At 75.0% G+C, this 15,173-nt stretch carries 1 protein-coding gene; it reads right to left on the reverse strand.

The annotated features are described in order from the left end of the window. Window positions 1–71: 71 nt before the first annotated feature. The gene (locus tag AC07A4_RS37295) at window positions 72–15,050 is read right to left on the reverse strand and encodes a type I polyketide synthase (protein WP_478607886.1); all 14,979 of its coding nucleotides are present in this window, start codon (window positions 15,048–15,050) and stop codon (window positions 72–74) included. Window positions 15,051–15,173: the final 123 nt, after the last annotated feature.

Here is a 15,173-nt window from a genome sequence, read left to right on the forward strand (position 1 = left end):
AAGTCGGGGAGAGCGGTGCGCCCGCGTACCGCGGCGGGTCCTGCGCGTGGGGGAAGAGCGGGGGCGGCCCATCAGGAGATCCCGAACTCTTTGCTGATGAAGTCGAACATCTCGTCGTCCGTGGCGGACTCCAGCTCCTCGGCGACCTGGGTGTCGTCCTCGTCGGCCGCGCCGGGGGCGCACCGGTCGAGCAGGACCCGCAGCCGCTCGGCGATCGTCGCGAGCTCCTCGCCGGACGGGGCGCCCGCGGTGAGGCCCGCCTCCAGGGAGTCGAGTTGCGCGAGCAGGCCCGCCGACTCTCCCGCGCCCGGTGCCAGTTCGCCCTTGAGGTACGCGGCGAGGGCGGCGGGGGTGGGGTGGTCGAAGACGAGGGTGGTCGGCAGGGGCAGGCCGGTGGCCGCGCCGAGCGCGTTGCGCAGTTCGACGGCGGTGAGGGAGTCGAAGCCCAGCTCCCGGAAGGCCCGGGTGGGTTCGACGCGCTCGGGTCCCGGGTAGCCGAGGACCGTCGCCGCGTGGGTGCGCACCAGGTCCTCGAGGAACCGGTCGCGCTCGGGCCCGGACAGCGCGGCGAGCCGCGCCGCCAGGTCGGGGCCCGTGCCGTCGGCGCCGCCGCTGTCCGTGCGGGTCGCGCGCTCGGCGAGGGCGCGGGCCTCGGGCAGGTCGGCGAAGAGCGCGTTGGGGGCGAGTGCCGGGCCTGCGGCCAGGTACTGCTCCCAGTCGACGTCGGCGATCACCGTGGCCGCCGGGCCGTGGCCGATGGCCCCTCGCAGGGCGGCGACGGCGAGCTTCGGGTCCATGGGCGGCACCGCGCCGCCCCGGCCCCGGTCGGCGGCCATGCCGCCGCCGTCCCAGGCGCCCCAGGCGACGGAGGTCGCGGGCAGGCCGCGCGCCGCGCGGGCCGCGGCGAGCGCGTCGAGGGCGGCGTTGGCGGCGGCGTAGCCGCCCTGTCCGGTGCCGCCGGACAGGCCCGCGAAGGACGAGAAGAGCACGAACGCCGTCAGGTCCAGGCCGGAGGTCAGCTCGTCCAGGTGGCGGGCGGACTCGACCTTCGCGCGGAACACGGTGGCGAGCCGCTGGGCCGTGAGGCCGTCGATGACGCCGTCGTCGAGGACGCCCGCCGTGTGGAACACGCCGGTCAGGGGCGCCTCGTCGGGGATGTCCGCGAGGAGGCGCGCGAGGGCGTCCCGGTCGGCCGCGTCGCAGGCGGCGATGGCGACGTCGGCGCCCAACGCCTCCAGTTCGGCGCGGAGTTCGTCCGCGCCGGGGGCGTGGGGGCCGCGCCTGCTGGTCAGCAGGAGCCGCTGGGCTCCGTTCCGCGCGAGCCAGCGCGCGATGTGCCCGCCGATGGCTCCCGTGCCGCCGGTGACCAGGGCGGTCCCGTGCGGTGTCCACTCCCCCGCGCGTTCGGTGTCGAGCGGCGCGCGCTCCAGGCGGCGCGCGAACGCGCCGGAGCCGCGCACGGCGAGCTGGTCCTCACCGGTCCAGGTGCCGCCGATGGCCGCGGCGAGCCCGGTGAGGGCCCGTTCGTCGGCCGTGACGGGCAGGTCGACCAGGCCGCCCCACAGCCGCGGGTACTCCACGGCCACGACGCGGCCGAGCCCCCACAGCGAGGCCTGCGCGGGCCGGGGCGCCGGGTCGGCGGCGCCGACGGCGAGGGCGGACCTGCTGGCCAGCCACAGCGGCGCCCCCAGGTCCGCGGCGTGCAGGGCCTGCACCAGGGCGACGGTCGCCGCGAGGCCCCGGCCGACGCCGCCGCGCACGCTGTGCGGCTCCTCGTCGACGGCGAGCAGCGAGAGCACACCGGCGAGTTCACCGTCCGCGGCCGCCGCCTCCTTGCGCAGCCGCTCGGCGAGCTCCTCGCGCTCGATGCCTTCGGCGTCCGTCACGACGGTCCGCACGTCGCCGCCGTGCCCGCCGAGCGTGTCCGCCACGGCGGCGGCCCAGTCGGCGGCCTCCGTCGTGGCGTCCGGCACGACCAGGAGCCACGTCCCGTCGAGGCGCGCGGCGGGTGCCTGGCCCAGCGGCTTCCAGGCGACGCGGTAGCGCCAGCTGTCCAGCGTGGACGTCTCGCGCCGCTGGCGCCGCCACGACGACAGGGCGGGAAGGACCTCTCCCAGCGCCCCGCCGCCGACGCCGTCGCCCAGCTCCGCGCTCAGCGACTCCAGGTCCTCGCGCTCGACGGCCTCCCAGAACCGCGCCTCCACCTCGTCGACCGCCACAGCGCCCGCACGGGCGGCCGCCGGACCCGACTCCAGCCAGTAGCGCTCACGCTGGAAGGCGTACGTCGGCAGCTCGACCCGGTGCCGGGAGGCGATGGGCGCGTACAGCGGCGTCCAGTCGACCTCGACTCCGCGTACGTGCAACTGCGCGAGGGCGGTCAGGAAGGTGTCCGCTTCGGGCCGGTCCTTGCGGACAGCGGCGACGAGGCCCTTCTGCGCTGCCGGGTCGGTGAGCGTGTCGTGCGCCATCGCGGTCAGGACCGCGTCCGGGCCCAGCTCAAGGAGCGTGACCGCGCCGAAGCCGGTCAGCGCGCCAAGGCCGTCGTGGAAGCGAACCGCTTCACGGATGTGACGGACCCAGTACTCGGGGTCCTGCAGCTCCTGCGGCTCCGCCAGCTGGCCCGTCAGGTTGGACACCAGGGGAAGCGTCGGCTCCTGATAGGCCAGCCCCTCGGCGACCTTCCGGAAGTCCGCCAAAGCCGGGTCCATCAACGGCGAGTGGAAGGCGTGGCTGACCTTCAGCCAGCGGACCTTACGGCCCTCACCGCGCAGGGTCACCTCCAGTTCCTCCAGGGCCGTGCGCTCACCCGAGAGCACGATCTGGGAGGGGCCGTTCACGGCGGCCACGCCCACGCGGTCCGTCAGGCCGTTCAGCAGCGGAAGAACGTCGGCCTCCGCGACCTGCGCGGCCAGCATCGCGCCCCCGGCCGGGAGAGCCTGCATCAACCGGCCACGCGCGGCCACCAGTTGAGCCGCGTCCTCCAGGGACCACAGCCCGGCCACGTACGCGGCCGCCAGCTCACCGATCGAGTGACCGCCGACCACCTCAGGCCGCACCCCGAACGACTCGGCGAGACGGAACAGCGCCACTTCCACCGCGAACAACGCGGGCTGCGCATAGCCCGTCCGCTCCAACAGCTCGGCGTCCTCGCCGAACATCACGTCCTTCAACGGACGGTCGAGGAGCGGGTCCAGGTGCGCGCACACCTCGTCAAGGGCGTCCGCGAACACCGCGAACGTCTCGTACAACTCACGGCCCATGCCGATCCGCTGGCTGCCCTGGCCCGTGAAGACCACACCAAGGCGGCCCTCAACGACCGCCCCGGACACCGGCGTGTCCAGACCGGTCAGGAAGTCCTCGCGGTCGCGGCCGAAGACCACGGCACGGTGCTCCAGGGGCGAGCGGCCGGAAAGCAGCGACCAGCCGACGTCCACCGCGTCCAGACCGGCGTCGGCGGCGACGTGGTCCCGCAGCTGGGCGACCTGGTCCCGCAGGGCCTCCGCGCCGCGCGCGGACACCAGCCAGGGCACGGCGGTCGCGGGGGCGGGCGAAGGACCGTCCTGGACGGGCTCCGCCACCGGCGCGTGCTCGACGATGACGTGGGCGTTGGTGCCGCTGACGCCGAAGGAGGAGACACCGGCGCGGCGCGGACCGCCGTCCTCGCGCTCCGACCAGGCGCGCGACCGCGCCAGGAGCTCGACCGCCCCGGCGGACCAGTCCACGTGCGTGCTCGGCTCGTCCACGTGCAGGGACTGCGGCAGGACGCCCTCGCGCATGGCGAGGACCATCTTGATGACGCCCGCCACACCGGAGGCGGCCTGCGTGTGGCCGATGTTGGACTTGATGGAGCCCAGCCACAGCGGCTCGCCGTTCTCAGGGCGTTCTTGCCCGTACGTGGCGAGCAGCGCCTGCGCCTCGATCGGGTCGCCCAGCGTCGTACCCGTACCGTGCGCCTCCACCGCGTCGACATCCGCCGCCGTCAGACGGGCGTTGGCGAGCGCGGCACGGATCACACGCTGCTGGGACGGGCCGTTGGGCGCGGTCAGGCCGTTGCTCGCGCCGTCCTGGTTGACGGCGGAGCCACGGACGACCGCCAGGACCTCGTGGCCGTTGCGGCGCGCGTCGGAGAGCCGCTCCAGGAGCACCAGGCCGACGCCCTCGCCCCAGCCGGTGCCGTCGGCGGCCTCCGCGAACGGCTTGCAGCGGCCGTCGGCGGCGAGGCCCTGCTGCTTGCTGAACTCGTCGAAGGCGGTGGGCGTCGACATGACGGTGACGCCACCGGCGAGGGCCATGTCGCACTCGCCCTGCCGCAGGGCCTGCGCCGCGAGGTGCAGCGCGACCAGGGACGACGAGCACGCGGTGTCCACCGTCACGGCCGGGCCCTCCAGGCCGAACGCGTACGACAGGCGGCCGGAGACCACCGCCCCGGCGGTGCCGGTGAGCAGGTAGCCCTCGACGCCCTCCGGCGGCTCCTGGACGCCTTCGCCGTAGCCCTGGTAGCCGGAGCCGATGAAGACGCCGGTCTGGTGGCCGCGCACGGAGGCGGGGGCGATGCCCGCGCGCTCGAACAGCTCCCAGGAGGCTTCCAGGAGGAGCCGCTGCTGCGGGTCGATGGACAGCGCCTCGCGCGGTGAGATGCCGAAGAACGCGGCGTCGAACTCGGCGGCGTCGTAGAGGAATCCTCCTTCGGCGCGGTACGCGCCCGCGCTGGTGTTCTCCCAGCCCCGGTCGGCGGGGAACACCGAGATCGCGTCGGTGCCCTCCGAGACCAGGCGCCACAGCGCTTCGGGGCTGGTGGCGCCGCCGGGGTAGCGGCAGCTCATCGACACGATCGCGATCGGGTCGTCGTCCACGGCGCCGGCGGGCGCGACCGTGCCCGTGGCGGCGGGCTCGTCCCCGAGCGCCTCGCGGCGCAGGTGGGCGGCGAGGACGCGCGCGTTGGGGTAGTCGAAGACGAGGGTCGTGGGCAGCTTGAGGCCGGTGGCCGCCGTGAGGCGGTTGCGGACCTCGACGGCCGTCAGCGAGTCGAAGCCCAGCTCGCGGAAGGCGCGGCCGGGTTCGACGGCTTCGGGCCCGGTGTAGCCGAGTACGGCGGCCGCGTGGGCCCGCACCAGGTCGAGGGCCGCCCGCTCCCGCTCGGCCGTGGGCAGGGCGGCGAGGCGCCCGGCCCACTCGGAGCCGGTGTCGGTGCTGCGCGCGGTGGGCGCGGTGGCCGTCTCCGGTCCCGCGAGGGCGCGCCGCACCTCCGGCAGGTCGCCGATGAGGGCGCTGGGGCGCACGGAGGTGAAGGCGGGCGCGAACCGCTCCCAGTCGACGTCGGCGACGGCGACGAACGTCTCGTCGTACGCCACCGCCTCGGCCAGGGCCGCGATGGCGCGGCCGGGCTCCATGGCCGCCACGCCGATGCGGCGCAGGGCGTCCTCGGCGTCGGCTCCGGCCATGTCGCTGTCGCCGCCCCACAGGCCCCAGGCGACGGACGTCGCGGTCAGGCCGCGGGCGCGGCGCTGCTCGGCGAGCGCGTCCAGGTGCGCGTTGGCGGCGGCGTACGCGCCCTGGCTGCCGCTGCCCCACACGCCCGCGTTGGACGAGAACAGCACGAACGCGTCCAGCGCCCCGGTGTCGAGGAGCGCGTCCAGGTGCGCGGCACCGGCGACCTTCGCCTCAAGGACGGCGGCGATGTCGGCGGCTGACATGTCGGCCAGCGGCTGCTCCTGGCCGACGCCCGCGGCGTGGAAGACGGAGCGCAGGGCGCGCCCGTCGGCCGCGAGTTCGTCCAGGAGTCCCGCGACCGCGTCCCAGTCGGCCACGTCGCAGGCCGCGACGGTGACTTCGGCGCCGAGTTCCTCCAGCTCCGCCTTCAGTTCGGCGGCGCCGGGCGCGTCCAGGCCACGGCGGCTGGTGAGCACCAGGTGCTCGGCGCCCTCGCGGGCCAGCCAGCGCGCCACGTGCCCGCCGATCGCACCGGTACCGCCGGTGATCAGGGCGGTGCCGCGCGGCGTCCAGTCCGGCTCCGCGGCCCGGTCGTCCTCCAGCGGCGCGTGTGCGAAGCGCCGTACGAACAGGCCCGTGTCGCGCACGGCGAGCTGGTCCTCGTCACCGACTCCGGCGAGGGCGGCGGCGAACCGCGCGCCCGCACGGGTGTCGTACGCCGACGGCAGGTCGATCAGGCCGCCCCAGCGGTCCGGGTGCTCCAGGGCCACGACCCGGCCGAGGCCCCACAGCTGCGCCTGCACGGGGTTCACGGCCCGGTCGCCGCGGCCGGTGGCGACGGCGCCACGGGAGGCCGTCCACAGCCGGGCGCCGATCCCGGCGTCGCCGAGGGCCTGCACGAGCGCGACGGTGCCCGCGAGCCCGGCGGACACGGCCTCGTGCGCGTCGAGCGGGGTCTCGTCGAGGCCGAGCAGCGAGAGGACTCCCGCGGGCTCGGCGACGGCGGCGTCCCGCAGCCGGGCGGCCAGCGCCGCACGCGTCACCTCGCCGTCCGGCACGACCAGTTCGTGGATCTCCGCACCGGCCGCCGCGAGCGCCTCGACGGCGCCCGTCGCCCACGGGTGGTCCCCGGCGCTCTCCGGAAGGACCAGCAGCCACCGCCCGGTGAGCCCCGCTGCCGACAGCGTGCTGCTCGGCACGGGCTTCCAGGTCACGCGGTAGCGCCAGCCGTCGAGCGTCGAGCGCTCGCGGCGCTGCCGCCGCCACGACGAGAGGACGGGCAGCACGGCGCCGAGTCCGGCGGCGGACTCCTCCGCGATCTCCAGTTCGGCGGTGAGCCCCGCCAGGTCCTCGCGCTCCACGGCCTCCCAGAAGCGCGCCTCGACCTCGTCCACGCCCAGGACGGGCCCGAGGCCCGAGGTCCGCTCCTCCGTCAGCCAGTAGTGCTCGCGCTGGAAGGCGTACGTGGGCAGGTCGACGACGGTTCCGGCGCCCGGGTAGAGCGCCTTCCAGTCCAGCTCAGCGCCGTACGCGTGCGCCGTGGCGACCGAGGCGAGCAGCCGCTCGGCCCCGCCTTCGTCGCGGCGCAGCGAGCCGAGCGCGGCGGCGGCTCCCTCGCGTCCGGCGGCGTCGATGGTGGCCTGCACGGGGACGGTGAGCACCGGATGCGGGCTCATCTCGATGAACAGACCGTGGCCTTCGGCGAGGAGACCTCGGGTGGCGTGCTCGAAGAGGACGGTCTGGCGCAGGTTGCGGTACCAGTAGCCCGCGTCCATCGGCGTGTCCGCGTCCAGCCAGGCGCCGGTCAGGGTCGAGAAGACCGGAACCTCGGCAGGCTGCGGGGTCACACCCGCAAGCGCCTCGCCGATCTGCGCCTCGATCTGCTCGACGTACGAGGAGTGCGAGGCGTAGTCGACGGGGATGGTGCGGGCGCGGACATCGCGGGCCACACACTGGGCGACCAGTTCCTCCAGCGCCTCCGGCTCACCCGAAACGACCACCTGGGCCGGGCCATTGACCGCCGCGACCTCGATACGGCCATCCCAAGCACCGATCAGCTCCCGCACCTCAGCCTCAGGCAGCGGCACGGACACCATGCCGCCCTTACCCGACAGCTCACGAATCGCCAGGCTCCGCAGGGCGACCACACGGGCCGCGTCCCGCAGAGACAGCGCACCCGCCACACACGCGGCGGCAATCTCGCCTTGACTGTGACCCACCACAGCGGCGGGCTTCACCCCGGCCGCCTCCCACGTGGCCGCCAGCGACACCATCACCGCGAACAGCACCGGCTGAACCACATCGACACGGTCGAAGTGGTCCCCGCTCAGCTCCTCAAGGAGATCCCACTCCACGAACTCCGACAGGGCCTCCGCACACTCCCGCATCCGGGCCGCGAACACCGGGCTGGAGTCGAAGAGTTCGACCGCCATCCCGGCCCACTGGGAGCCCTGGCCGGGGAAGACGAACACCGCGCGGCCCGCGCCGCTGACGGTGCGGCCGGTGACCACGCCGCCCGCCGTGCCGTCGCTCTCGGCGAGGCCCGTGAGTGCGGCGATGAGCTGGTCGCGGTCCCGGCCGAGGACGACGCCCCGGTGCTCGAACCGCGACCGCGACACGGTCAGCGACCAGCCGACGTCGGTCAGGCCGACCCCGGTGTCCGCGTCCGCGAGCAGCCGCTCGCGCAGCCGCGCCGCCTGTGCGCGCAGCGCGTTCTCGTTCTTCGCCGACAGGGCCAGCGGGATCAGGCCCGGGACCACCGACGGAGCGGCGGCCTGCTCGGGCTTGTCTCCAGCGTCGGCGCGCAGTGGTTCCTCCACCGGTGCCTGCTCCACGATCACGTGCGCGTTGGTGCCGCTCATGCCGAAGGAGGAGACGCCCGCGCGACGCGGCCGTCCCGGCTCCGGCGCGGACCACTCGCGCGCCTCGGTCAACAGCTCGACGGTCCCCTCGGACCAGTCGACCTCGGTCGTCGGCGCCTGGGCGTACAGAGTCCGCGGCAGGACGCCGTGCCGCATCGCCATGACCATCTTGATGACACCGGCGACACCGGCGGCGGCCTGCGCGTGCCCGATGTTGGACTTCACCGAGCCGAGCCACAGCGGCGCGCCGCCCTCGGGGCGGTCCTTGCCGTAGGTGGCGATCAGGGCCTGGGCCTCGATGGGGTCGCCCAGGGACGTGCCGGTGCCGTGCGCCTCCACGACGTCCACGTCGGCGGCCGTGAGGCGCGCGCTGGCGAGGGCGGCGCGGATGACGCGCTGCTGGGAGGGGCCGTTGGGGGCGGTCAGGCCGTTGCTGGCGCCGTCCTGGTTGATGGCGGAGCCCCGTACGACGGCGAGCACGCGGTGGCCGTTGCGGCGGGCGTCGGACAGCCGTTCCAGGACGAGCATGCCGACGCCCTCACCGACGCCGAAGCCGTCGGCGCCCTCGGCGAACGGCTTGCAGCGGCCGTCGGCGGCGAGGCCGCGCTGACGGCTGAACGCGACGAGGGTGTCGGGGGTGGACATGACGGTCGCGCCGCCCGCGAGGGCCAGCGAGCACTCGCCCTGCCGCAGGGCCTGCGCCGCGAGGTGCAGGGCGACGAGGGACGACGAGCAGGCCGTGTCGACGGTGACCGCCGGGCCTTCGAGGCCGAAGGAGTAGGCGAGGCGGCCGGAGATGACGCTGGTGGAGTTGCCGGTCATCAGATGGCCTTCGAGGCCTTCGGGGACTTCCCGCAGGCTTTCGCCGTAGCCCTGCGCGGAGGCGCCGACGAAGACGCCGCCCGCGCTGCCGCGCAGCGCGGCCGGGTCGATCCCGGCGCGCTCGAAGGCCTCCCACGCGGTTTCGAGGAGGAGCCGCTGCTGCGGGTCCATGGCGAGGGCCTCGCGCGGCGATATCCCGAAGAACGCGGCGTCGAAGTCGCCCGCGTCGTGCAGGAAGCCGCCGCCGCGCGAGTACGTGGTGCCCTGGTGGTCGGGGTCGGGGTCGTAGAGCGAGGCGGTGTCCCAGCCTCGGCCCTCGGGCAGGCCCGAGGTGGCGTCGGCGCCGTCGGCGACAAGCCGCCACAGGGTCTCGGGGCTCGCCACGCCGCCGGGGAAGCGGCAGCTCATGGCAACGATGGCGATCGGCTCGTCGGTGGCCGCCGCGACCGGGGCGACGGCGGCGGGGGCCGCGGTCGCGCCGGTGGTGTCGCCGCCGGTGAGCTCGGCGGTGAGGTGGCGGGCCAGGGCGTGCGGGTTGGCGTAGTCGAAGACGAGGGTGGCGGGAAGGCGCAGGCCGCTCGTCTCGCCCAGGCGGTTGCGCAGCTCGACGGCGGTGAGGGAGTCGAAGCCCAGGTCGCGGAAGGCGCGTTCGGCGTCCACGTCGTCGCCGGAGGCGTAGCCGAGCACGGCGGCCGCCTGCCCGCGCACGTGGTCCAGGAGCGCCCGCTCGCGCTCCCCGTCGGGCAGCTCGCGCAGTCGGCGCACCAGGGCGGGCGTGTCGCCGCCGGATCCTTCACGGTCGGTGACCGCGCGCCGGGCGGGGCCTTGCACGAGGGTGCCGAGCAGCGGCGGCAGGTTGCGGCCGTGCGTGGTGCGCAGGGCGGTGGTGTCGAGGCGTACGGGGACCAGGGCGGGGGCGTCGAGGCCGAGCACGGCGTCGAACAGGCCGAGGCCCTGCTCGGTGGTGAGGGGCGCGATGCCGGAGCGCGTCATGCGGTCCAGGTCGCCTTCGGTGATCTGCCCGGCCATGCCGCCGCGTTCGGCCCACAGTCCCCAGGCCAGCGAGGTGGCGGGCACGCCCTGGCCGCGCAGGTGCTGCGCGTAGGCGTCGAGGAAGGTGTTGCCCGCCGCGTAGTTGCCCTGTCCGGCGCCGCCGAGGACGCCCGCGACGGAGGAGAACAGGACGAAGGCGGCGAGGTCGGCGCCCGCGGTGAGGGCGTGCAGGTTGACGGCGGCGTCGACCTTGGGCCGCAGCACGCGGTCCAGCTGTCCGGCGGTGAGCGAGGAGGTGATGCCGTCGTCGAAGACGCCCGCGGTGTGCACGACCGCGGTGAGCGGGTGTGCTTCGGGTACGCGGGCGAGTGCCGCCGCGAGCGCGTCGCGGTCGGCGGCGTCGCAGGCGACGACGTCGACGGTGGCGCCCGACTCCTCGATGTGCGCGGCGAGTTCGGCGGCGCCGGGCGCGTCCGGGCCGCGGCGGCCGAGGAACAGCAGGTGCCGGATGCCGTGGGCGGCGACGAGGTGGCGGGCGACGAGGCCGCCGAGGCCGCCGGGCGCGCCGGTGACCAGGGCGGTGCCGGAGGGGTTCAGGGCGGCCGGGGTCCCGGCGGGCTCGCCGAGGTCGCGGGTGAGACGGGGGACGAGGACGGCTCCGGCGCGGATCGCGCACTCCGGTTCGCCGTGCGCGTACGCGGTGGGCAGGGCCCGCAGCGACGCGGCGTCGGCGTCCGTGTCGACGAGGACGAACCGGCCGGGCTCCTCGGACTGCGCGGAGCGCAGCAGGCCGAGCACGGCGGTGTGGGCGAGGCCGGGCACCGGCTCGTCGGCGGTGACGGCGGCGGCGCCGCGCGTCAGGACGACCAGGCGCGCGTCGGCGAGACGGTCCTCGGCGAGCCACGCCTGCACCAGCGCGAGCGCGTCACGCGTGGTGACGTGCACGGCCTCCGCGGTGGCGGCGTGCTCGGTGTGCTCAGCGTGCTCGGTGTCCGTCTCATACTGCCCGGCCGCGACGACGACGTCGGGCACGGTCGCGGTGCCGTCGGCGAGGGCCGTGGTCAGGTCGGTGAGGGTGGGGTACGCGGTGACGTCGACGCCCTCGCCGCCTTCGCTCAGGAGACGGCACATATCGTCCGCGCCGGTACCGAGTACGGCCCAGGCGCGGGCCGTGGCCCCCGTCGTCCGCTCGGCGGCGGCCGTCTGCGGCGCCGCCCAGGTGACGCGGTGCAGGTGTGCCACGCGGGTGCGGCGCGCGGCGATGCTCTGACGCGCGTCGACGGTGCGGGACACCAGCGCGCCGATGCGGGCGACGGGCGTCCCGGAGTCGTCGGCGAGCACCACGGAGACGGTGTCGCCGCCGCTGCCGGACCGGGCCAGGCGGACCCGCAGCGCCTTCGCGCCGGTGGCGTACAGCGCCACGTCGGTCCAGGAGAACGGCAGTCGGGGCGCGCCGCCCTCGTCGCCGTCCGCGGGGTCGTGCGCCAGGTGTGCCGCCTGGAGTGCGGCGTCGAGGAGCACGGGGTGCAGGCCGAACCGGCCCGCCTCGTCGCGCCGCTCCTCGGGGATGGCCACCTCGGCGAACACCTCGTCGCCGCGCCGCCAGGCGGCGCGCAGCCCTTGGAAGGCGGGGCCGTACTGGACGTCCGCCGCGGCGAATTCCTCGTACAGGCCGTCCACGCCGACCGCTTCCGCGTCGCGCGGCGGCCACTGGGCCAGGTCGAACTCGGCCGCCTCGGGGGCCGCCGTGGTCACGTCGCTCGTGGCGAGCGTGCCGGTGGCGTGCCGGGTCCACGGCTCCGGCTCCGCGCCGTCCGCGTCGGGCCCCGCCTCCGGCCGGGAGTGGAAGGCCAGCGACCGCCGCCCGGAGGCGTCGGCACTGCCCACGGTCAGCTGCAGCTGGATGCCGCCCGTCTCCGGGACGACCAGCGGCGCCTCCATCGTGAGCTCGTCGACGAGGTCGCAGCCGACCTGGTCACCGGCGCGCGTAGCCAGCTCCACGTAAGCGGTCGCGGGCAGCAGCACGGCCCCCGCCACGGCGTGGTCGGCCAGCCAGGGGTGGGTGCGCAGCGAGAGCCGCCCGGTGAACAGGTGCCCGTCGCCGTCCGCCAGCGGCACCGCGGCGCCGAGCAGCGGATGCCCCGCGTCGTCGAGCCCGGCCGCGGTGACATCACCGGCGGAGGGGTCCGCGCGCAGCCAGTAGTGCTGACGTTGGAAGGGGTAGGTGGGCAGGTCGACGACCGTCCCGGCGCCTAGATAGAACGTCCATTCTAGTTCCGCACCATAAGCGTGCGCCTCGGCGAGGGAGGCCGCGAGCCGGTCGGCGCCGCCCTCGTCGCGACGCAGGGAGCCGAGGGTGGCGGCCGGGCTGTCGGTGGCGTCGATCGTCGCCTGCACGGGGACGGTGAGGACCGGGTGCGGGCTCATCTCGATGAACAGGCCATGGCCTTCGGCGAGCAGCCCGCGCGTGGCGTGCTCGAAGAGGACCGTCTGGCGCAGGTTGCGGTACCAGTAGCCCGCGTCCATCGGCGTATCGGCGTCCAGCCACGCCCCGGTCAGGGTCGAGTACAGCGGCACCTCGGCGGCCTGCGGGGTCACACCCGCCAGCGCCTCGCCAATCTGCGCCTCGATCTGCTCGACGTACGAGGAGTGCGACGCGTAGTCGACGGGGATCGTGCGCGCCCGGATGTCCTGCCCGGTGCACTGCGCGACCAGCTCCTCCAGCGCCTCCGGCTCACCGGAAACGACCACCTGGGCCGGGCCGTTGACAGCCGCGACCTCGATGCGACCGTCCCAACCGGTGATCAGCTCACGCACCTCGGCCTCAGGCAGCGGCACAGAGACCATGCCGCCCTTACCCGACAGCTCACGAATCGCGATGCTCCGCAGGGCGACCACACGGGCCGCGTCCCGCAGAGACAGCGCACCCGCCACACACGCGGCAGCAATCTCGCCCTGGCTGTGACCGACCACAGCGGCAGGCTTCACACCAGCCGCCTCCCACGTGGCAGCCAGCGACACCATCACCGCGAACAGCACCGGTTGAACGACATCGACACGGTCGAAGTGGTCCCCGCTCAGCTCCTCGAACAGATCCCAGTCCACGAACTCCGCCAGCGCGTCCGCGCACTCCCGCATCCGCTCCGCGAACACCGGCGAGTCAGTGAGCAGTTCACGGGCCATCCCGGCCCACTGCGAGCCCTGGCCCGGGAACACGAACACCGGTCGGACCGTGCCGCCCAGGGCGCGGCCCGTCACCACTCCCCGCGCCGTCGAATCGCCCTCCGCCAGGCCCGCGAGCCCGGCGAGGAGCTCGTCCCGGTTCCGGCCGAGGACGACCGCGCGCTGCTCGAACCGCGAGCGGGCCACCGCCAGCGACCAGGCCACGTCGCCGACGGCCAGTTCGGGGTCGGAAAGGAGGAGCTCCTGGAGGAGTGCCGCCTGGTCGCGCAGCGCGCCGTCGCTCTTCGCGGACAGCGGCAGCGGGATCACGCCGGGCACGACCTGTGCCGGGGCGTCCGTCGGCTCCTCATCGGCGGTGGTTTCCTCCGCCGACGGCGCCTGCTCCACGATGACGTGCGCGTTCGTGCCGCTCATGCCGAAGGAGGAGACGCCCGCGCGCCGGGGCGCGCCCTCGTGTCCGGTCCACTCACGGGCCTCCGTGAGCAGTTCGACACCCCCTGCCGACCAGTCCACTTCGGCGGTCGGGGCATCCACGTGCAGCGTCTGCGGGAGGACACCGTTCCGCATCGCCATGACCATCTTGATGACACCGGCGACACCGGCGGCGGCCTGCGTGTGCCCGATGTTCGACTTCAGGGAGCCCAGCCACAGCGGCCGCTCGGTCGAGTGCTCCTTGCCGTACGTGGCGATCACGGCCTGCGCCTCGATCGGGTCACCGAGAGTGGTACCCGTACCGTGCGCCTCGACCGCGTCGACGTCCGCCGCCGTCAGGCCCGCGTTCGCGAGCGCCGCGCGGATCACGCGGCGCTGGGAGGGGCCATTGGGGGCGGTCAGGCCGTTGCTGGCGCCGTCCTGGTTGACGGCGGAGCCGCGTATCACCGCGAGGACCTTGTGGCCGTTGCGGCGGGCGTCGGAGAGCCGCTCAACGAGGAGCATGCCGACGCCCTCGCCCCAGCCGGTGCCGTCGGCGGCGTCCGCGAAGGCCTTGCAGCGGCCGTCGACGGCGAGGCCGCGCTGGCGGCTGAACTCGACGAACGTCTCCGGCGACGACATCACCGTCACGCCGCCCGCGAGCGCCATCGTGCACTCGCCCTGACGCAGCGCCTGCGCCGCCAGGTGCAGCGCCACCAGGGACGACGAGCACGCCGTGTCCACCGTCACGGCGGGGCCCTGGAGGCCGAGGACGTAGGACAGGCGCCCGGACATGACGCTGGTGGTGTTGCCGGTCAGCAGGTGTCCCTCGACGCCTTCGGGGGCCTGGCGTACGCCTTCCCCGTAGCCCTGGTAGCCGGAGCCGACGAACACTCCGGCGCGGGTGCCGCGCAGGGTCGCCGGATCGATCCCGGCGCGCTCGAAGGCCTCCCAGGCGGTCTCCAGGAGGAGTCGCTGCTGGGGGTCCATGGCGAGGGCCTCGCGCGGCGAGATGCCGAAGAAGGAGGCGTCGAACTCGCCCGCGTCGCGCAGGAATCCACCCTTGCGGGCGTAGAAGGTGCCGCGCTTCTCCGGGTCGGGGTCGTAGAGCGCCTCGACGTCCCAGCCGCGGTCGTCGGGGAGGTCGCCGATGGCGTCGGCGCCGTCGGCGACGAGCCGCCACAGGTCCTCGGGGCTCGCCACACCGCCGGGGAAGCGGCAGCTCATGCCGACGATCGCGAGCGGCTCCCGGGCGGCCGCCGCGAGCTGCTGGTTCTGGCGTCGCAGCCGCTCGGTCTCCTTCAGAGACGCGCGCAGCGCATCGACGACCGTGTCCGAAGGCCTCGTCATGTCCGGCTCCACATTTCGTGCTGCGGCAGCATCTGCGATGGCTGCGTCAGGAAGGGCGTCTGGAGGTTCTGCGCCTGGAGGGGCTGCGTCTCGAAGGGCTGTGCGTGGAAGGGCTGTTGGGGC

The organism is Streptomyces sp. NPDC043996, from assembly GCF_056435225.1.

Coding starts and splice junctions, on each gene's coding strand:
- AC07A4_RS37295 (WP_478607886.1), bottom strand. CDS start 15,050: ATGACGAGGCCTTCGGACACGGTCGTCGATGCGCTGCGCGCGTCTCTG.